Annotated in this window: 14 protein-coding genes and 2 pseudogenes; 11 read left to right on the top strand and 5 right to left on the bottom strand. The window is 70.5% G+C overall.

Annotated features, from left to right (window positions below):
• Window positions 1–143 precede the first annotated feature (143 nt).
• Together ACWDO5_RS05695 and ACWDO5_RS05690 are read left to right on the top strand one after the other, a co-directional pair.
• Window positions 144–799 (top strand): annotated as a pseudogene (locus ACWDO5_RS05695) (glycoside hydrolase family 5 protein); the annotation flags it as partial.
• A gap of 261 nt (window positions 800–1,060) precedes the next feature.
• Complete coding sequence (locus ACWDO5_RS05690; protein ID WP_450528680.1) at window positions 1,061–2,359, top strand: alpha/beta fold hydrolase; 1,299 nt, start codon at window positions 1,061–1,063, stop codon at window positions 2,357–2,359.
• Between the two features lie 111 nt (window positions 2,360–2,470).
• Here the strand turns inward: ACWDO5_RS05690 and ACWDO5_RS05685 are convergent, their stop codons facing one another.
• Entirely contained in the window at window positions 2,471–3,382 is a 912-nt protein-coding gene (locus ACWDO5_RS05685) for an NAD(P)/FAD-dependent oxidoreductase (RefSeq protein WP_450528675.1), read from the bottom strand.
• Between the two features lie 80 nt (window positions 3,383–3,462).
• Between ACWDO5_RS05685 and ACWDO5_RS05680 the strand changes: the two genes are divergently transcribed.
• The 6 genes and pseudogenes from ACWDO5_RS05680 to ACWDO5_RS05655 all read left to right on the top strand — a co-directional run bounded on the left by ACWDO5_RS05680 (window position 3,463) and on the right by ACWDO5_RS05655 (window position 8,215).
• The gene (locus tag ACWDO5_RS05680; protein WP_450528673.1) at window positions 3,463–4,047 is read left to right on the top strand and encodes a helix-turn-helix domain-containing protein; all 585 of its coding nucleotides are present in this window, start codon (window positions 3,463–3,465) and stop codon (window positions 4,045–4,047) included.
• A 79-nt stretch (window positions 4,048–4,126) separates the two neighbouring features.
• A complete protein-coding gene (locus ACWDO5_RS05675) occupies window positions 4,127–5,095 on the top strand; it encodes an NADPH:quinone oxidoreductase family protein (protein WP_450528671.1) in 969 nt (322 codons plus the stop codon).
• Window positions 5,092–6,309 (top strand): acyl-CoA dehydrogenase family protein, encoded by a 1,218-nt coding sequence (locus ACWDO5_RS05670; protein WP_450528669.1) that lies wholly within the window; start codon window positions 5,092–5,094, stop codon window positions 6,307–6,309. The genes ACWDO5_RS05675 and ACWDO5_RS05670 overlap by 4 nt, the downstream gene beginning before the upstream one ends.
• The gene (locus ACWDO5_RS05665; protein ID WP_450528668.1) at window positions 6,306–7,403 is read left to right on the top strand and encodes an acyl-CoA dehydrogenase family protein; all 1,098 of its coding nucleotides are present in this window, start codon (window positions 6,306–6,308) and stop codon (window positions 7,401–7,403) included. The genes ACWDO5_RS05670 and ACWDO5_RS05665 overlap by 4 nt, the downstream gene beginning before the upstream one ends.
• A gap of 26 nt (window positions 7,404–7,429) precedes the next feature.
• Window positions 7,430–7,891, top strand: a pseudogene (locus tag ACWDO5_RS05660) (hypothetical protein); the annotation flags it as partial.
• 129 nt (window positions 7,892–8,020) lie between these two features.
• Window positions 8,021–8,215 carry a hypothetical protein gene (locus ACWDO5_RS05655; protein ID WP_450528667.1) on the top strand — a complete coding sequence of 65 codons (195 nt, stop codon included), beginning with the start codon at window positions 8,021–8,023 and terminating at the stop codon, window positions 8,213–8,215.
• 528 nt (window positions 8,216–8,743) lie between these two features.
• Here the strand turns inward: ACWDO5_RS05655 and ACWDO5_RS05650 are convergent.
• Window positions 8,744–9,100 (bottom strand): DUF779 domain-containing protein, encoded by a 357-nt coding sequence (locus ACWDO5_RS05650; protein WP_450528666.1) that lies wholly within the window; start codon window positions 9,098–9,100, stop codon window positions 8,744–8,746.
• Window positions 9,101–9,373: 273 nt separating this feature from the next.
• On the opposite strand from ACWDO5_RS05650, the gene ACWDO5_RS05645 reads away from it, so the two are divergent.
• Window positions 9,374–9,820, top strand: a complete 447-nt coding sequence (locus ACWDO5_RS05645) for a nitroreductase family deazaflavin-dependent oxidoreductase (protein WP_450528665.1) — start codon at window positions 9,374–9,376, stop codon at window positions 9,818–9,820.
• A gap of 149 nt (window positions 9,821–9,969) precedes the next feature.
• On the opposite strand, the gene ACWDO5_RS05640 is transcribed toward ACWDO5_RS05645, so the two are convergent.
• Together ACWDO5_RS05640 and ACWDO5_RS05635 are read right to left on the bottom strand one after the other, a co-directional pair.
• Window positions 9,970–10,479, bottom strand: coding sequence for a cupin domain-containing protein (locus ACWDO5_RS05640; RefSeq protein ID WP_450528663.1), 510 nt, complete (start codon window positions 10,477–10,479; stop codon window positions 9,970–9,972).
• 492 nt (window positions 10,480–10,971) lie between these two features.
• Window positions 10,972–13,734 (bottom strand): ABC transporter substrate-binding protein, encoded by a 2,763-nt coding sequence (locus ACWDO5_RS05635; RefSeq protein WP_450528662.1) that lies wholly within the window; start codon window positions 13,732–13,734, stop codon window positions 10,972–10,974.
• A gap of 218 nt (window positions 13,735–13,952) precedes the next feature.
• Here ACWDO5_RS05635 and ACWDO5_RS05630 point away from each other — a divergent pair, with 218 nt between their 5' ends.
• Together ACWDO5_RS05630 and ACWDO5_RS05625 are read left to right on the top strand one after the other, a co-directional pair.
• Window positions 13,953–14,276: a hypothetical protein gene (locus tag ACWDO5_RS05630; RefSeq protein WP_450528661.1), complete on the top strand. Its 324-nt coding sequence runs from the start codon at window positions 13,953–13,955 to the stop codon at window positions 14,274–14,276.
• Window positions 14,277–14,873: 597 nt separating this feature from the next.
• Complete coding sequence (locus tag ACWDO5_RS05625; RefSeq protein WP_450528659.1) at window positions 14,874–17,792, top strand: SpoIIE family protein phosphatase; 2,919 nt, start codon at window positions 14,874–14,876, stop codon at window positions 17,790–17,792.
• A 116-nt stretch (window positions 17,793–17,908) separates the two neighbouring features.
• Here ACWDO5_RS05625 and ACWDO5_RS05620 read toward each other — a convergent pair whose 3' ends face one another.
• On the bottom strand, window positions 17,909–18,709 hold the full coding sequence (locus ACWDO5_RS05620; RefSeq protein WP_450528658.1) for an alpha/beta fold hydrolase: 801 nt from the start codon (window positions 18,707–18,709) through the stop codon (window positions 17,909–17,911).
• Window positions 18,710–19,036: the final 327 nt, after the last annotated feature.

Raw genomic sequence — 19,036 nt, 5'->3', positions numbered from 1 at the left:
TGCGCGCAGTGCTTGACCCGGCGCCGCCTGCCATCGCTCTCTTCGATGTCGAGCCATAACGCAGCGTCACTCGTCACAAGAAGTGGACCAGAGCCGGAAGTTACCTCCAGTGGACGTACGGCAAGCCCATCCAGCTGCGTGGCATGAGCACCCACGGACTGCAGTGGTACAGCCAGTGCGTGACCTCGGGCTCGCTCGACGCCCTGGCCACCGACTGGAACGCCGACGTCCTGCGCATCTCCATGTACATCCAGGAGGGCGGCTACGAGACCGACCCCCGCAAGTTCACCGACCTGGTCCACTCGATCATCGAACAGGCCACCGCGCGCGGCATGTACGCAATCGTCGACTGGCACATGCTCAGCCCCGGCGACCCGAACCACAACCTCTCCCGCGCCAAGACCTTCTTCACCGAATCGCGCAGCGCCACGCCAACAAGAACAACCTGCTCCAAGAAATCGCCAATGAGCCCAGCGGCGTGAGCTGGTCGAGGATCAAGAGCTACGCCGAGCAGCTCATCCCGGTCATCCGGCAGAACGACCCGGACACCCCCGTCCTCGTCGGCACCCGCGCCTGGTCCTCCCTCGGCGTCTCCGAGGGCTCGGACGAGACCGAGATCGTGAACAGCCCGGTCAACGCGTCCAACATCATGTACACGTTCCACTTCTACGCGGCATCGCACGGCACCGAGTACCTGGACACGCTCTCCCGTGCCGCGGACAGACTCCCCATGTTCGTCACCGAGTTCGGCACCCAGACCGCATCCGGCGACGGCGGCAACAACTTCTCCAGAGCCCAGCAGTACATCGATCTGATGGCGAGCAAGAAGATCAGCTGGTCCAACTGGAACTACTCCGACGACAGGCGCTCCGGTGCTGTCTTCAAGGGCGGCACCTGCGACAACAACGGCCCCTGGACCGGGACCGGGCCACTCAAGCCCGCCGGCGTCTGGGTCCGTGACCGCACCAGGACTCCGGACGACTTCCCCACCGGCTCCGTACGTCGCCGGCCCGCCGGTGTGATCCCATGGGCGGGCGGGGGCGCACAGAACGGAGCAGCAGTGACCAGCTATCGCCAGCCGGGAATTCTTCTCACCGACCGGCGCTTCACCGTCCCGCTCGACCACGCCGACCCGGCGGGGGAGCAGCTCCAGCTGTACGGCCGCGAGGTCGTAGCGAGCGGGCGGGCCGGTGCGGATCTGCCCTGGCTGGTCTATCTGGAGGGCGGCCCCGGCTTCGGCTCCCGCCGCTTCATCGGCAAACAGGCATGGCTTGGTCGGGCGGTGCAGGAGTTCCGCGTACTGCTCCTCGACCAGCGCGGCACCGGCCGCTCCACACCCCAGAACAGGCAGACCCTGCCGCTGCGCGGCGGACCACAGGCCCAGGCCGAGCACCTTGCCCACTTCCGCGCCGACAGCATCGTGCGCGACTGCGAGACCATCAGACCGCAGGTGACCGGCGGCGCGCCCTGGACCGTTCTCGGCCAGAGCTTCGGCGGATTCTGCGCCACGCACTATCTCTCCACCGCCCCCGAAGGGCTGCGCACGGTGATCGTCACCGGCGGTCTGCCCGCCCTGGACGTCGCTGCCGATGACGTCTATCGGGCCGCGTACCCCCGCATCCAGCGCAAGGTCGAGGCGCACTACGACCGCTATCCGCAGGATGTGCGACGGGCCCGCCGCATCGCCGAACACCTCGCCGAGCACCGGCCGGTGCTGCCCGGCGGCTACACCCTCACGCCTGAGGCCTTCCAGTCCCTAGGGATCCTGCTCGGCGGCGGCGACGGCAGCCACCAGCTGCACTATCTGCTCGAAGACGCCTTCGTCCGTACGGGACAGGGCCACGAACTCTCCGACGCCTTCCAGCAGGGCGTGCTCGCCGCCCTCTCGTACGCGGCACATCCGCTGTACGCCGTGCTGCACGAGGCGATCTACGCCCAGGGCGCACAGCCGACCGCCTGGGCCGCCGAGCGGGTGCGCGCCGAATTCCCGCAGTTCGACGCGGCGAAGACGCTGGCCGGGGACGGACCGCTGCTTTTCACCGGGGAGAGCGTGCACCCCTGGCACTTCGAGGCGGACCCCGCGCTGCGTCCGCTGCGCCAGACCGCCGAACTGCTGGCCGCCCGCACCGACTGGACCCCGCTCTACGACCCCGCCAGGCTCGCCGCCAACGAGGTTCCTGTCGCCGCGGCCATCTACCACGACGACATGTACGTCGACACGGAACACTCGCTGCGCACCGCCCGCACCATCCGCGGACTGCGCACCTGGGTCACCGACGAGTACGAGCACGACGGGGTGCGGGCGAGCGGAACGCGCGTGCTCGACAGGCTGCTCGCCCTCGCCCGCGGGGATGCCTGACCGGGCCCGCGGCGCCGGACGCCCCGCACCTGCGGGGCAGAGCCCTGTCCCGCGCCCGGCGGCCCAGCGCCGCACACCTCAGCCCCCAGCGTCCGCCCCGCCGCGCCCCCCTCACGCCCCAGCGTCCACCTCCGCAAAGACCAACTCGTTGTTCAGCGTCGCCCCCGCCCGATACCCCGCCCCCGCCGCGTTCACGACCTGTTCTCCCGCCCCCGCCGCGTTCCCCGCCGCCCACACCCCCGGCACACTCGTCCGCCCCGTCTCGTCCACCTTCACGAACCGCCCGAACGGTGTGTCGTGCGTCGCCGCGCCCAGCGACGTCAGCAGGCCGTCCTGCGGCCGGAATCGTGGGCCGACGAAGACCACGGCCCGGGGAATGACACGGCCGTCGGCCATCCGTACACCCGACAGTCGGTTCTGGGAGACGACCAGCCCGGCCACCTCGCCCGTCACCACGGAGACCCCCGCCGCGGCGAGCCGCCGCCAGTCCTCGTCCGGCAGCTTGTCCACCGTGTGCAGGAAGAGCGTGACGTCGTCGGACCACTGCGAGACCAGCAGCGCCTGATGCGCGCCCTTCACGGGCGAGGCGATCACCCCGAAGGCCTCGTCCCGGACCTCCCAGCCGTGGCAGTACGGGCAGTGCAGTACATCCCGGCCCCACCGCTCGGCGACACCCTCGATGTCCGGCAGCTCGTCCACGAGCCCGGTCGTCACGATCAGCCGGCGCGCCCGCGCGAAACGCCCGCTCGCGACCGTCAGAGAGAACTCGTCCCCGTCTGCCGACACCCCCGTCACCCGGTCGTCCCACAACTCCACGCCGTACGCCGCCACTTCCCGCCGCCCCACCGCCAGGAACTCCGCCGGGCTCATCCCGTCCCGCGACAGATAGCCGTGCATCTGCGCGGCCGGCGCGTTGCGGGGCTCGCCCGCGTCGACCACCAGGACGCGGCGTCGCGAGCGCCCCAGAATCAGTGCCGCGCTCAGGCCAGCGGTTCCGCCGCCGATCACCACTACGTCGTACATCTACGACCACCTCCGACACCGACAGTCGTTCCGGACCGATGGGATTGACAAACCACCTTGCTGTTTCCGCAAATGGATCCATGGATGACGACGCACGGCTGGACGCAGTACTGGATGAGGTGGGGCCGCGCCTCCGCAGGATCAGACGGGAGCGCGGTGCCACACTCGGCGCGCTCTCGGAGGTGACCGGGATCTCCGTGAGCACCCTGTCCCGGCTGGAGTCGGGGCGGCGCAAGCCGAGCCTGGAGCTCCTGTTGCCCATTGCCCGGGCCCACCAGGTGCCGCTCGACGAACTGGTCGGCGCGCCGCCGGTCGGTGATCCGCGGGTGCGGTCGAAGCCGATCGTCCGGCACGGCAGGACGATGCTGCCGCTCACCCGGCAGCCGGGCGGCCTCCAGGCGTACAAGGTGGTGCAGCAACCTGGCAGCGGCGAGCCGGAGCTGCGCACGCACGAGGGGTACGAGTGGCTGTACGTCCTGTCCGGCCGACTGCGGCTGCTGCTCGGCGACCACGATGTGGTGCTCGGCGCCGGCGAGGCCGCGGAGTTCGACACCCGCGTGCCGCACTGGTTCGGCTCGACGGGCGAGGGGCCGGTGGAGTTTCTGAGCCTGTTCGGCCCGCAGGGCGAGCGCATGCACGTGCGGGCCAGGCCGAAGCGCGGCTGACGGGGTCTTCCCGAGCGGCAAGCGACCGCTTAGTATGCGACGGAGCGTGGTACTGCCTACGGTTTGTGGAGGCCCCGAGATGCAGGCATGGCGAGTGCACCGGAACGGCGAGCCGAGCGAGGTGATGCGGCTCGAAGAGGTGGAGCGGCCCCCGCCGGGCGAGGGGCAGTTGCTGCTGAGGGTCCGTGCCGCGAACATCAACTTCCCCGATGCGCTGCTCTGCCGCGGCCAGTACCAGATCCGGCCGCCGCTGCCGTTCACGCCGGGCGTGGAGATCTGCGGCGAGACCGAGGACGGCCGCCGCGTGATCGCCAACCCCGCGCTGCCGAACGGCGGACTCGCCGATTATGTCCTCGCCGACGCCGCGGCCGTGCTGCCCGCACCCGATGCCCTCGCCGACGCCGAGGCGGCCGCCCTGCACATCGGCTACCAGACGGGCTGGTTCGGTCTGCACCGCCGCGCCCGCCTCCAGGAGGGCGAGACCCTGCTGGTGCACGCGGCGGCAGGCGGCGTCGGCAGCGCGGCCGTACAGCTCGGCAAGGCGGCCGGCGCGCGGGTCATCGGCGTCGTCGGTGGCGCCGACAAGGCACGTGCCGCACGGGAGTTGGGCTGCGACGTCGTCGTCGACCGCCGCGAGGACGACATCGTCACGGCGGTCAAGGAGGCGACCGGCGGCCGCGGCGCGGACGTCGTCTACGACCCGGTCGGCGGCGACGCGTACGCCAAGTCCGTGAAGTGCATCGCCTTCGAGGGCCGGATCGTGATCGTCGGCTTCGCGAGCGGCGCGATCCCCACCCCGGGTCTCAACCACGCCCTGGTGAAGAACTACTCGATCGTCGGCCTCCACTGGGGCCTGTACAACCGGATGGACCCGGCTGCCGTCCGCGGCTGCCACGAGGAACTGACCAAGCTCGCGGGCGAGGGCGTGGTCAAGCCGCTGATCAGCGGGCGCGTCGCCATGAAGGACGCCGCCGACGCCGTCCAGCGGGTCGCCGACGGCACCACCACCGGCCGCCTGGTCGTCATCCCGGAAGGAGAGAGCCGATGACGGACGCTGCCGAACTACGCAGCCGTACGGAGGAGTTGCTCGCCGCGTACTCTCCGTCCGGCACCGACCGTACGGACTTCCTGAAGGCACGCTTCGACGCGGGCCTGGCTTGGGTGCACTACCCGAAGGGGCTGGGCGGACTCGACGCCCCGCGCACCCTGCAGGCCGTCGTGGACGCGGAGTTGACGGCCGCGGGCGCGCCCGACAACGATCCGCGCCGTATCGGCATCGGCCTCGGCATGGCCGCGCCTACCATCCTCAAGTACGGCACCGAAGAGCTGAAGCAGCGCTTCCTGCGGCCACTGTGGGTGGGCGAGGAGGTGTGGTGCCAGCTGTTCAGCGAGCCCGGCGCGGGCTCGGACCTGGCCGCGCTCGGCACCCGCGCGGTACGGGACGATGGGGGCACCTCCCGCTCGAGCGAAGCCGAGAGTGGGGGAGACTGGGTGATCAATGGGCAGAAGGTGTGGACGTCCAGCGCCCATGTGGCCCGCTGGGCGATCCTCATCGCGCGCACCGACCCCGATCTGCCCAAGCACCGCGGCATCACATACTTCATCTGCGACATGACCGACCCCGGCGTCGAGGTGCGGCCGCTGCGCCAGATCACGGGGGAGGCGGAGTTCAACGAAGTCTTCCTCACGGATGTGCGGATTCCCGACGCGCACCGGCTCGGCGAGGTCGGCGAGGGCTGGAAGGTCGCCCAGACCACCCTGATGAACGAGCGCGTCTCGATCGGCGGCAGCCGTATCCCGCGCGAGGGCGGCATGATCGGCCCGATCGCGCAGACCTGGCGCGAACGCCCCGAGCTGCGTACGCACGATGTGCACCAGCGGCTGCTGACCCTGTGGGTGGAGGCCGAGGTCGCCCGGCTGGCCGGGGAACGGCTGCGCCAGCAACTCGCCGCCGGACAGCCGGGCCCCGAGGGCAGCGGAATGAAGCTCGCCTTCGCCCGCCTCAACCAGGAGATCAGCGGTCTGGAGGTGGAACTCCTCGGCGAAGAGGGCCTGTTGTACGACGACTGGACCATGCGCCGCCCCGAACTCGTCGACTTCACCGGGCGCGACGCCGGCTACCGCTATCTGCGTTCCAAGGGCAACTCCATCGAGGGCGGCACCAGCGAGGTGCTGCTGAACATCGTCGCGGAACGCGTACTCGGGCTGCCCTCCGAGCCGCGCAACGACAAGGACGTCGCCTGGAAGGACCTGACCCGATGAACACGCAGCCCGATCTGCTGTACTCCGAGGCCGAAGACGACCTGCGCGCCGCCGTACGCGCCCTGCTCGCCGACCGCGGGGACACCGCGTCGGTGCTGGTGCGCGCCGAGGCGGGCGCGCCGTACGACCCCGAGCTGTGGAAGGCGCTCGCCGGTGACATCGGTGCGGCGGGTCTGCTCGTACCGGAGAAGCTCGGCGGGCAGGGCGCCTCGCACCGGGAGGCCGCGGTGGTCCTGGAGGAGTTGGGGCGTAGCGTCACGCCCGCGCCGTATCTCACCAGCTCGGTGATCGCGACCGAGACGCTGCTCGCCCTTGACGTTGAGACCCCCGAAGTGGGCGGTCTGATCGAGGAGTTGGCGACCGGCCGCAAGACTGCCGTACTCGCCCTCCGGTTCTCCTCAGGCCCCGAGTGGGTGTGGTTCAGGGGTGGTCTCGACGGCATGGTCCCCGTTGTCGCTGACGCCACCTTCGCTGATGTACTGCTTGTGCCGACCGGTCAGGGGCTGTACGCGGTGGACAGCTCGGACCCCGGGGTCATTGTCGAGCCGGAGACCTCGCTCGACCTGACACGCCCTGTCGCCCGTGTCGCCTTCGACGGTGCGAACGGTCACCTGCTCGCTGACCCGGACACCTCACGCGCAGCCGTGAAACGCGGACTGCTGGCCGGGGCCGGGCTGCTCGCCTCCGAGCAGCTGGGGCTTGCCGAGTGGTGTCTGGAGGAGACGGTCCGTCACACCCGCGAGCGGCATCAGTTCAACCGGCCGATCGGGTCCTTCCAGGCGCTCAAGCACCGTATGGCGCAGGTGTGGCTCGAGGTCCTCTCGGCCCGCGCCGCGGCGCGCAATGCCGCCGACGCCCTTGCCGCCGGCAGCCCGGAGGCCCCGCTGGCGGTGGCCGTCGCGCAGGCGTACAGCTCCCGGGTCGCCGTGGACGCCGCGGAGGAGTGCGTTCAGCTGCACGCCGGCATCGGCATGACCTGGGAGCACCCCGCGCATCTGTACCTCAAGCGTGCCAAGGCCGATGAGATCGCCCTCGGCACGCCGGGGCGTCACAAGGAGGCACTGGCCGAACTCGTCGGTCTCCAGGCTCCGTAGGGGCGGGAGGCGGTCGCACCCTTTTTCTCGAACTGGACCGACAGCTGCGGTACTACCGGCGGATGCTGAGCAGTTACTCCCACGGCCACGTCCGCCTCGGCGCCGTCACCCCCGTCATCTCCGGCGACCGCGCCGCCCGCGCGCCCATGGAGGCCCAGCGTGTCCGGTACGCCTTCTACGACGGCCGGCTCGACGACCTCGGCAGCGCCGCCCCCGCCTCCTTCGTCCCGCTGATCTCCAGCAACTGGACGCAGAGCTTCAGCTGGCTCGGCGGCGGCCAATTCCCCGCTGCCGAGCGGGAGAAGCTGCACGCGATCGTCGCCGCCGCCCACGACCACGGCCAGCGCGTCCGCTTCTGGGCCACCCCCGACGTCGCCGGGCCGGAACGCGACGCTCTGTGGACCGAGCTGCTCGCCGCCCGCGTCGACCACGTCAACACGGACGACCTGGCCGGCCTGGAGCGCTTCCTCCGCGCCCGCGGCCAGTAGCCGGTAGCCCGCGCCTGATCCCCGCCACACATCACCCGTACGCGGACACGCCAGTCGACCGTACGGGCCCTCCGCTGCGCGAGACTTACCGCCGAATGCCGCAATTCCGCGCGGCGGAGGAGGTTGGCGATGGCCATTTCGATCTCGATCGTGCTGCTTCTGGTGGTGCTCGCAGTGATCTTTCTGCGCAACGGCGGACTGAAGCTCTCCCACGCAATTGTCTGCGTCCTGCTCGGCTTCTTCCTCGCGGGCACGAGCATGGCGCCGACCATCCAGGACGGCATCGCGGCCACCGCCAACGTGGTCGGCAGCCTCCGGCCGTGACGTCCGCCGGCAGCTCGAAGTAGCTGCCGCGGACGTTGTCCACGTGCACTACATGCCTGCCGACGCGGACGATCTGCGCCGGCCCCACCCGCCAATGCTCCGTCACTGTCCGGCAGCGGGTCCACACCTCGAGGAACGTACTGCCGTCGGGGTTCACACCCGTCTCGATCATCCGGTCGCCCGACCGCTCCAGCGCCCCCGTATCCTCGCCCGGCTCCCCGATGTCATGGTGGAAGCGGACCAGTTCGCCTTCGTACGTGGTGACGCCTGCGAAGCCGCGGCTGTCCGCGTAGTAGGCGTCGATCTGGAGCCAGACCACCTGCTCGTTCTCCCGCAGCGGTCCGCCGTTGCGGCTGATTCCGGCGCGCAGCCATGCGCCGCGAGTGGGGGCGTTCACATCTCCCAGCATGTCAGCCGGCGCGCGGCCGCCGCCGACTTCCGCACCGGCCAACGGAAGCGGCTGACCGGCACGGGACCTGCGTACGACAACAACTGGGCGCCGCTCACCATCCGCCCCGTGGCTGGGGCTCAGCCCTCCACCACATGCGAGCGGATCAGGAACCGCACTCCCTCCGGCGCTTCGAGCGAGAAGCCGCTGCCCCGGCCCTCGACGACATCGACGACGAGCCGGGTGTGGCTCCACACCTCGTACTGACTTCTGGAGATCCAGAACGAGACCGGCTCCTCGACGCCCTCCAGCCGGAGGCTCTCCAGGAGGACATCGGACTCGCCCGTACGGAATTCCCCGTCCGGGTAGCACATGGGCGCGCTGCCGTCGCAGCAGCCGCCCGACTGGTGGAACATCAGCGGACCGTGGGCCTCCCGCAGCCGCCGCAACAGACCGGCGGCCGCGGGGGTCAACTCCACGCGCGGGGACTGTGTCATCCGTCCAGCAGAGCACCGGCGAGGTTGCAATGCCGTTGCGGCCCGTTCGCGGAGGATTTCTCCTCCGGGACGTCGATTGCGCGAGCGGTGGTCCTCGGCGGCGGCAGGCCGCTGTTCCACAAGCCGAAGGAGCGAGTGACCCTCCAGCTCGTCGATTCGCGTTCGTCCGACTCGCGGACGGTGCTGCTGCGCTACGAACGCCCCCAGGGATGATTGCCTGGCTCCAGGGCGTTGAGCCTGCCACGAGAAGTCTTCGACGATGGGATGGACGGCATGCCGCTTGAGGGTGAGTACGAGCCGAGCCCGGAGAAGTGGGTACGCGACCAGGTAGAGATGTACGAGAGGTCCGGCGGCACCAAGGGCACGACGATGCGGGGCATGCCCGTCATCGTCCTGACGACCCGTGGCGCCAAGAGCGGCAAGATCCGCAAGTCCCCACTGATGCGCGTGGAACACGACGGCACGTACGCGGTGGTCGCCTCGCTGGGCGGTGCGCCCAAGCACCCGGTCTGGTACCACAACGTCGTCGCCGACCCACGGGTGGAACTGCAGGACGGCCCGGTCCGCAAGGACATGAAGGCCCGTGAGGTGACGGGGGACGAGAAGGCGCTGTGGTGGGAGCGCGCGGTCGCGGCCTACCCCGACTACGCGGACTACCAGAAGAAGACGGACCGCGAGATCCCGGTCTTCGTGGTGGAGCCGGCGGCCGAGGAGCACTGAGCAGGGGGAGTACCGAGGAAGCCTTGGACCGGCAGCCCCGCGGTCCAAGGCCTTCGGCCCGCCTTCTGGGCCGGCGGCTCGCTCCGCTCGCGGCGCGCGGCGTCGGCCCATCGCCGGCCGTGCTGTGTCACCCTGCCGGGTCGGGGCAGCTACTCGCCGACGAGCTTGAGCCGGTACCTGCCGGTCAGTTCGGCTACCCACTCCTCCGAGAACTCGAGACCGTACTTCTCGCCGAGTTCGGCGCGGCGCTGGACGAACTCGGCAGGATCGGCCGCCGTCTCGGCGACCGTGCCCATCTCTGCGAAGAACCGCTCGAAGCCGGCCGGGGAGAGGATCTCCAGGATCCTCGCCGGTTCCGGTCCGGCGTTCCAGAAGGTGTGCAGGATCCCTCGCGGCTTGAGGATGTACGAGCCCGGGCCTGCCGTGGCCTCCTGGTCACCCACCCGTGCACCGACGTGGCCCTGCAGGACGTATGAGAACTCGTCCTCGCGGCTGTGCACGTGCGGTGGTACGAGACGTCCCGGTTCGATCGGGTGCTCGACAATCGAGAACTGGTTGCCGGTCTCCTCCCCCCCCCAGATCTTGAAGTCGACCCCTAGGCCCCCGAGCCAGATCGACTTGCCCTCGGTCGGTTCGATTACGAAGCGGAGAGCCCCCATGACGGCCTCCAGGTGTCGTATTCATCCTCTTCAGCCAGCCTATGCCTGGTATGCGTGAGGTGCCCAGCGCGGGCCGGGGCTCGCGCCGGCCGGGCGTCGAAGCCTGCAATGAGTGCCGCGGGGTCGATGCCCTGACAGGCTGCGGAATCGGTGTGTGCCGATGACGAGAGGCCTGTGACCTGCGTGGTCGCGCTAACAGGCCCGCCCCAGCCCGGGATACCGGAGCCCATTGTGCGGCCATCCATACGGCCCTCCTGGCCGTGCGGGCTCGCGGGCAGGTGGGTGGGCGCAGGCGTCGAGAAGGCGCCGGGTGAGGCGGGGGAACGGTGGTGTCGGCCAGGAGGCGGCCACGTCCGACGATGATCAGGTCCGCGACCAGCGCCATCTCGCTCATCAGGTGCGAGGGCACGGAGACCGTGCGGCCGTCGGCGGCGAGCCGGTCAGCAGGTTGCGGATCCACAGCACGCCCTGGCCCCGCGTGAGCCGACGTGGTTACGGGCAGGGGTGCTCCTCACCCTTCGGCCCCCACGTCGTGCGTTCATCGCCGCGCGCCACCGTGCCGCACAGCAGCTCGGTAGCCGGCTCGTCGCTGCTGCCCCGTAGCACCGCGAGCAGCTTGTCCTCCGTCAGCCGTCCCCCGCCCGCCGCGCCGTGCGCGTCGATACGGCCGGTGGCGCCGTCGAAGCCCCCGCCACCCAGGCCCTGGTAGAGCACGCCCTGCAGCAGTCCGCGGTCGAGGCGGTCGTCATGTCCGCCGGTGGTGCGCCAGGCCTGGTCGATGCCTTCGGCGAGATAGCGCAACGCGTCCCAGGCGAGCGCGACATGGCCGTCCTCGCGCATCGCCTGCGTCCTGGCGCTGTTGTCGCCGCCGTAGGCACGGTCGTACGCGGTGAGGAAGGCCGCGGCCTCCGGGCTCCGTGCCGCCAGCGTGGGGGCGTAGCCGTGCGACACGTAGAAGAGGGTGAGGCCCTTGAAGTCGTCCCAGGGGCGCTGCTCTTCTGTCAGTGTGTTGGTGACGTCGTCGCCGCCGAGCACGCTGATTTTTGGGCAGTCGCCGGAGATACGGGCGATCTCGGCCAGGAAGAGCTGGAACTGGCTGGCTCGCGCAGACCACACCACCGCCGTCTGCGGCTCTTCATTCACGGCACGGCAGACCTCGCGGGCCAGGTCCTCCACGGTCGGCACGGGCCGCCCGCCGAGCGCACCCGGAACCGGTTCCGGTTCCGGTGCGTCGGTGGGGGTGTAGAGGAGTACGTCGGTGCGCCCCGGCCCGTACGAGGCACGGAAGGACGCGGCAAGGCTGTTGCTGTAGGCGTCGGTGGCGTCGGCAACGAGACTCACCCGGCGCGCCTTCTGCCCGCCCGTGGTCATCCCGGCGCTCGAAGCGAACGCTGCCATCAGCTCGGCGGCCCGCGTATCGGTGGGGGCCGTCTGGTAGTAGTGCTCGCCCTGGCGAAGGAGTTCATCGGCGGTGCCCGAGGTACCGACCATCGGGATGCCGGCCTTGTCGAGGGTGCGTATCGCGTCGTACGTATTGCGGCGGCTCTGCCCGAAACCGACGACGCCCGCGATGGACGGATCACTCGCGGCGAGCTCCGCGATCCGGTCGGCGACGGCGGGTGCGTCCTTGAAGCGGTCACCCGCGTTGGCGGCGAGCACCCGCAGCGGGACGCGCTCGCCGGAACGCAGCGCCTGGGCGTTGATGTGCTGCTGTGCCAGGGCGATGCCGCGCAGCTCCGCCAACGTGCCGCCGCGCACCGGGTCTTCGGCGTTCTTGCCGCCGGTGAGTGGGCCGAAGTAGACGACGGTGCGGCGACCGGGGCGCGGGTCGTCGCCGGGCCTGCCCGCGAGCTCCTTGTCGACCTCCTCGTTCTGCCGCTCGATCTGCTGGAGCACGGCCCGTACGGCCTGCTCACTGGGCTCCTTGCCGAAGCCGGCCGAGCCTTCGGCCACGCCGACGCACTGTCCGTCCGTGCCGAGGAAGGTGGAGCCCTGGCAGGGGTCGTCCTTTTCGCGGCCCCCGATGTCCGGTACGAGGACGAGGCCGGCGGCGAGTGCGAGCGCGAGCGTTCCGATGCCGAGCACTCCGGCCACCTCGGCGCCGGGACCCCAGCGCGGCGACGGCGTCACCAGCGTGGGCCAGCGGCCGAGCCAGTACACCGCAGCCTGGTCGTCCTCGGGTCCCTCGGCCACCGGCACGACCATGCCGGTCGGCTGACCCGGCGTCATCCCGCGCCGCTCAATGTTGATCAGCTCGGCGCCGGCGTGGGCGAGGCCCGATGCGTCGATGTCGGGGATGCGCGAGGCCAGCGAGCGTACGCCGCCCGCCACTGCGAACACCGAGGTGCAGCGCAAGTCCTCCATGGCGGAGCGGAGTTCACGCAGGAAGCGCTGGACGCGCGAGTCGGCGGTCCCTGCCTCGTCGAAGAGAAGCACGAAGCGGGAGGCGCGGCGCCGCCGCCAGGGGTTGAAGAGACGGGCCCGGCACGCCTGGTCGAGGTCGGCGAGCAGGGCGTGCATGAGCACTCGGTCCATACGCTCCGGCTCATGGGCGGGCTCGCCGTGTACGAGGTCGAGCGCGGAGCGGAAGAAGTCGGTGGGTGGGCTGCCGTGCTGACGGCGCACCCACTCCGCGTACCAACTGCGGCTGCGGGCCCGCCCGAGCATGCGTCGGTTGGCGCGCCAGCCGTAGAAGGCGCGCGGCAACCGCTGGAAGAGTGGGCCTGCGATGAAGTTCCACAACAGCTCGAGCAGCGTACCGCCGCTGGCCTGGTCGCGGCCGCCGAGCCACCACAGGGACTGGGCGGTACGGGACCAGTTGCGGTGCTCCGCGTAGCAGTGGTTGCGCAGCTCGGCGTGGCGGCGCTCCATGAGTCCCTCGATGGCGGGTGCGGTGACGACGGAGCGCAGCAACCGGTAGCTGTGCAGCCGTAGTTCACCGGTGCCGGGCGGCATGGTCTCGGCGAGCTGCAGGGTCAGATGCTCGAAGAGTTCGAGCGGCGGCGGGTCGACCCCGTCCGGGATCTGCGGGATGTACGCGTGCGGGGCGAGGACCTCGCTGCGGCCGCGCATCCGTGAGCGGAGCCCCGTGACGATCCGGCGTCCCGCATTGCCGCCGCCCGGCTCACTGAGCAGGACGACCGGCACTCTGCTGCGGCTGCGCCGCGGCTGTACCACCAGTTTGTCGAACGCGTCGATGAAGCGCTCGACGCCCGGATAGGCCGGAATACGGCTTTGTGGATCCCCCGCAGTCATGAGCAGGCCCCCTTGTTCCCCCTGAGAAGCAAGGGTTATTCCCCTTAACTGCCATACACAAGCGTCGAGTTGGATCACATGGCAGGCACAATCCTGCCGGGGGCCCTGCCCTCGGCTTTCCTGATGCCCTGGCGCGTCCGGGTCGTACCGCGCCACCCTTCGGTGGCCCAGTACCGGCCCGGCCTCATCGACGGTTCAAGAGGCACCACCTCGACGCAATGGTCTTCCCGTACACGACCAGCTTCGCGTCCCCGATCAGCAACCCGGCATTCAGCATCTCCGACCCCACGTTTGTGCCGTCCACGCGCCCGCAGCCGGCGACCTTCGCCGGCTACAGCTCGATCGGCTTCCCCGGAATCGCCGTGCCGATGGACATCGGCACGCAGAGACTGCCGATGACGATCTCGTTCATGGGCAGGCCCTACAGCGATGGTCAACTGCTCGGGTACGCGTACGCCTATGAGCAGGCGTCGCGGCTGCGGGTGCCATCCCCGCTCGTGCCGCCGATTCCGGGCGAGAAACTGGGTGCCCCTGCCTCGTAACCCCGGGGGGAAGGGTGCGGTGGGTTGGCGTGCCCCTTCCGCACGACCGCCTGCACCCCGCCGCAGGCAGGTCCGCTCCGGTGGGGCGGGTCGCGGGCGGCACCCGGGGGGTCTCCGACCGGTGCCCGTACCTCCGCGCTGCAGTACGGGTGTGCCAAGTGGCACCGCTCCAAGGAGCTGACGTTCGGCTTCGCCGAGCAGCGCCGCCGCATGGGCACCCTGGGGAAGCCTGCTGCCCGTGCTGCGCCTGCACGCGACACCTGCACGCGATATTCGAGCACCACGAGACCGGCGACGGCAACCTCGAGATCTGCCGGCACACGCCGGACCAGGTGGGAAAGGGCCGGCCGGCCCCCGCGGCCGGCACGCCAGGCGCCTGTCACGTGTGCTGCCTCTGTAAGGTGTACTCCCTCGAATGGGTGTCCGGATTGGGGTGGTGTACTGCAGTATGGGGAGCATGGAGAGCGCTACCCCGTGCCGCGGTGGCACGGACCTGGTGAGAACGGCCCCCGGAGGCCCCCAAGAGGGGGCCGGCCGCAGGCCGTACCCGCACGGCCGAGCGCCCGTGGCACGCGACCGGATGAGTAGGTGATCCAGATGGTGGCAGACCGCGAGGACTTCACGCGGCGCGTGATGCGTGCCAGAGAGCGGATGCTGGCGGGTGAGCCGATGCGCAAAGACGTCCGCGGCCCGATCTTCACGTCGTGGCAGCGTTGCCAGTCCCTCGGCCTGCCGGCCGACCGGCTTGAGCTGCCCTACCGGCCCGACGAGGTCGATCTCGACGGCCGCCTGCTCCACGCGGCGCGCCCGGTACTGGACCGGTTGGAGTCCATGCTCGCAGGCACCCGCATGAGTGCGATCCTCACCGACGGCGACGCGCGGATCGTCCAGCGGCGGGCGGGCGATCACATGCTCAACGACAGCCTCGACGCCATCAGCCTGACGGTGGGCTTCAGCTACGCCGAGGACTTCGCCGGCACGAACGGCATCGGGAGTGCTCTCACCGAAAGGAGCGCCTACAGCGTCATCGGCACTGAGCACTTCTCGGAACGTCTGCAGCCTTTCTCCTGCGTCGGCACCCCCGTCCGCGATCCCTTCACCGGGCGGATCGTGGGCATCATCGACCTCACCTGCCTGCGTGCGGAAACCAACCCGGCCATGTCCGACGTGTCCCGGCAGGCCGCTGCGGACATCGAGCAGCGGATGCTGGAACTCGGCAGTGAGGCGGAGCGCGCACTGCTGCGAGAGTATTTCCGGACCGGCGCCGGGACCCGGCCGTCCGGGGTGATCATCAGAGGGGAGCCGTCCGGCACGGCGGCCGACACCGAAGCGCTCACGGCGCTTTCGCCCGACGATCACCTGGTGCTGAACACGATGGCGGCCGAGATGATCTCCGAGGGGCGCCGGAAAGCGAACGAGGTGCCCTTGTCCCGGGGCCGTGTCGCCACGTTGCTGTGCCGTCCGGTGACCAGCGAGTCCGGGATCCCCGGGGCCGTGGTGGAAGTCAGGGTGTGGGACACGGCGCCGGCCCTGGAGGTCAGCGGGCTGACAGCGGTGCGGCCGGCGGCGGGCGACGGGGGCCACGGTGCCGTCCCGGCGGCGCTCCCCACGCGCAGGTCCGTCGACGCCACTTCACCGCCTTCGGGCTCGCCCGTCGCCGGCCCGACCACGACGACGGCCCCGCCCCCAGCGTTCCCGGCGGCACCGGAAGACACCCCCGGCGATGTGTGGCTGCTGATCGCAGGCGAATCCAATGTGGGCAGGCTGGCCGCAGAGGCCCGCCAACGGCTGAACCTTCTCTACCAGGCCAGCGTCTGCGTCGGCACGACACTGGATGTGACCCGGACCGTCGAGGAGCTGGCCGAACTCGTCGTTCCGCGGTTCGCCGACATCATCACCGTCGACCTGCTCGACCTGCTCGTCCCGGGCGAGGATTCCGGTGCCACGCCGCTGCGCCGCACCGCCGTCCGCGGCGCCGGGCCCGGTATGCCCTTCCACCTCGCTGGTCACCCCGTCGCCTTCGCGTCGCGCACGCCCCAGGCCGAGAGTCTCACCTCAGGCCGGGCAGTCCTCGAACGCGATCCGGCGCGCATGGCCGCCGGGTCGGGGCAGGACCGGGGTCCCGTGCGGAGCGCCCCCGTGGCCGGCGCGCACTCCATGATCGCGGCGCCGCTGCGCGCCCGCGGCGCCGTACTGGGCCTGGTGACCTTCTACCGCGTCGGGTCGCCGACCCCGTACGACGAGGATGACCTCGCTCTCGCGGAGGAGCTGACCGCCCGGACCGCGCTGGCGGTGGACAACGCGCGGCGCTTCACCCACGAACGAGAGACGGCCCTCGCGCTCCAGCAGAGCCTGCTGCCGCACGACTTCCCCGAACTCAGCGCGGTGGAGGTAGCCCGCCGCTACCTGCCCTCGCACGCCAGCGTGGGTGGTGACTGGTTCGACGTCATCCCGCTGTCCGGCAGCCGCGTCGCCCTGGTGGTGGGGGACGTCGTCGGCCACGGTGTGCACGCGGCGGCCACCATGGGACTGCTGCGCACCGCTGTCCGCAACTTCGCCACTCTCGAGCTGGCCCCCAGCGAACTCCTCGCCAGTCTCGACGACCTGGTCGGCAACCTCGACCGCGCGGACGGCTCCGGCAACGGCGACGGCCTCATCGGCGCGACCTGCCTGTATATCGTCTACGACCCGGTGTCCCAGCGCTGCACCATGGCACGCGCGGGTCATCTGCTGCCTGCCCTGGTCGACCCGGGCGGCGGCGTCCGGTTCCTCGAGCTGCCGGCCGGCCCTCCACTCGGCCTCGGGGGACTGCCTTTCGAGAGCGTGGAGCTGGGAGTGCCCGAGGGCAGCCTGCTGGCGCTCTACACCGACGGGCTCGTCGAGGCCAGGGACCACGGCATCGACATCGGTCTCGGTCTGCTCGCCAAGGCCCTGGACCAGCCGGCCTCTTCCCTGGAAGACACCTGCCAGGCTGTCATCGAGGCGCTGCTGCCCGCCCGCCCCCGCGACGACGTGGCCCTGCTCATCGCACGCACCCGGGCCCTGGACACCGAGCAGGTCGCGACCTGGGACGTGCCGTTCGATCCGGCCGCCGTCGCGCCCGTCCGCGCCGACGTCACGCGCACTTTGCTGGGCTGGGGGCTGGAAGACATGACCTTCGCCGCCGAAGTGGTGGTCAGCGAGCTGGTCGCCAACGCGGTCCGGCACGCCCGGGGCCCTCTGCGGCTCCGCCTGATCCGTGATGACACGAACAGGACGCTGATCTACGAGATGTCCGACGGCAGCCTGAGCTCACCCCGGCTGCGACGCGCCGCCAGCACGGACGAGGGCGGCCGCGGCCTGTTCCTCGTCGCGAATCTCACCGAGCGCTGGGGAACCCGGAGCACCGAACAGGGCAAGACCATCTGGGCCGAGCAGCCGCTGCCGACCGCCCAGCGCCTCTCCGAACCCCGGCCGCGCCGCCAGACCGCTCCAACCGGCATGCCCGTACAGCAGTCCACCACCGGCCTGTGGTGAGCAGGGGAGCTGTGCCGAGTACCCCCTGACCGACGTCGGCGCGTGCCCCTGCGGGGGGGGCGACGTTTGGACGCGGAGACGTCGAAGCGTATGCGCGGGCGTCGGCCGGTGATGAGTCAGCCGGTGAACTCGCGCAGCGACTCGGCCATGCGGGCCGACTCGTCGACCATCGCGCCGTGCCCGCTCTGCTCCAGGATTTCGACCCGCCAACCAGGCAGATCACGCGCACGGAACCACTCCGTCCACCGGGGGTCGGTGAGTCTGTCGTGGGCACCCCACAACAGCAGGACCGGAAGTGTGATCTCGGTGAGCCGGTCGCGGAAATCGATCGAGGGCAGCTGAGCGAAGTACCGGGCGGCGATGTGCACCGGCATGGCGAGGGTCTGCTCGAAGATCCAGCGTGCGGTAGCCGGGTCCGTGCGGTGGAAGAAGATCTTCGCAGTCTCCAGCTGGGTGGGTACCCAGCTGGAGACGATGTCGGTCCGCATCTGCTCGTACACGTCGGGAGGAACACCGAATTCCTCGCCCTCGGCGCGCAGGAAGGTCGGCAGTGCCGGGTCGATGAGCGCGAGGCGGCTGATTCGGCCCGCGCTGTCGTGGTCGAGCACGGCCTTCAGACTGACCGCGCCGCCGAGCGAGTGCCCCACCAGTGTGACGTCGGTCAGACCGAGCCTCTCGGCCAGGCCGACGACATCCCCGGCCAGTTCGGCGAGGTCGTACGCCGAGTCGGGCTTGTCCGAGGCGCCGTGGCCCCGCGGGTCGAACGTGACGCAGCGGTGGGTCGGGGAGAGCCGGAGGACCAGCCAGTTCCACAGGTCCAGCGTGTTGGAGAACCCGGGATGGAACAAAAGCGTCGGCCCGTCGCCGGCAACGCGATAGTGCAGATTGACGTTGTCCTCTACGGAGACGAACGACATGAGACCTCCTCTCAGAGGCCCGTGGTGTGGCTGCGTGTCGCATGATAGCCAGGGCGACGTAGACGAGCGGCTCGCCGCGCCACCGTCCAGACGCCAGGTGTTGAGGATCTTCTGTATACCGAGCCGTCGGCGCGCCCGCCGGGGGTGACTGGCCGCCACGAGCTGACATGGCTCTGAAGAGCGGTCCGGCCCCTCCGGCCCGCCGCGGGCGGTCCGGCCGCCGACCCCGGCAGGGCGGGAGCCGAAAATCGGTGGATCATAGGGAGTGGGAGGCGACTAATGGATCGGCGGGGTGAGTCCCGGGGCGGCCCGCGGCCCGACGTCGCC

This window comes from Streptomyces sp. NPDC000880 (assembly GCF_053599675.1).
The sequence above is the reverse complement of the archived record's forward strand: the minus strand, read 5'-3'. Positions and strand labels throughout refer to the sequence as shown.

What these genes read in the sequence shown, in the direction of transcription:
- ACWDO5_RS05620 (WP_450528658.1), bottom strand. Translation starts at nt 18,709, where the DNA reads ATGTCGTTCGTCTCCGTAGAGGACAACGTCAATCTGCACTATCGCGTT.
- ACWDO5_RS05685 (WP_450528675.1), bottom strand. Translation starts at nt 3,382, where the DNA reads ATGTACGACGTAGTGGTGATCGGCGGCGGAACCGCTGGCCTGAGCGCG.
- ACWDO5_RS05655 (WP_450528667.1), top strand. Translation starts at nt 8,021, where the DNA reads ATGGCCATTTCGATCTCGATCGTGCTGCTTCTGGTGGTGCTCGCAGTG.
- ACWDO5_RS05680 (WP_450528673.1), top strand. Translation starts at nt 3,463, where the DNA reads ATGGATGACGACGCACGGCTGGACGCAGTACTGGATGAGGTGGGGCCG.
- ACWDO5_RS05640 (WP_450528663.1), bottom strand. Translation starts at nt 10,479, where the DNA reads ATGGGGGCTCTCCGCTTCGTAATCGAACCGACCGAGGGCAAGTCGATC.
- ACWDO5_RS05625 (WP_450528659.1), top strand. Translation starts at nt 14,874, where the DNA reads ATGGTGGCAGACCGCGAGGACTTCACGCGGCGCGTGATGCGTGCCAGA.
- ACWDO5_RS05645 (WP_450528665.1), top strand. Translation starts at nt 9,374, where the DNA reads ATGCCGCTTGAGGGTGAGTACGAGCCGAGCCCGGAGAAGTGGGTACGC.
- ACWDO5_RS05675 (WP_450528671.1), top strand. Translation starts at nt 4,127, where the DNA reads ATGCAGGCATGGCGAGTGCACCGGAACGGCGAGCCGAGCGAGGTGATG.
- ACWDO5_RS05665 (WP_450528668.1), top strand. Translation starts at nt 6,306, where the DNA reads ATGAACACGCAGCCCGATCTGCTGTACTCCGAGGCCGAAGACGACCTG.
- ACWDO5_RS05650 (WP_450528666.1), bottom strand. Translation starts at nt 9,100, where the DNA reads ATGACACAGTCCCCGCGCGTGGAGTTGACCCCCGCGGCCGCCGGTCTG.
- ACWDO5_RS05630 (WP_450528661.1), top strand. Translation starts at nt 13,953, where the DNA reads ATGGTCTTCCCGTACACGACCAGCTTCGCGTCCCCGATCAGCAACCCG.
- ACWDO5_RS05670 (WP_450528669.1), top strand. Translation starts at nt 5,092, where the DNA reads ATGACGGACGCTGCCGAACTACGCAGCCGTACGGAGGAGTTGCTCGCC.
- ACWDO5_RS05635 (WP_450528662.1), bottom strand. Translation starts at nt 13,734, where the DNA reads ATGACTGCGGGGGATCCACAAAGCCGTATTCCGGCCTATCCGGGCGTC.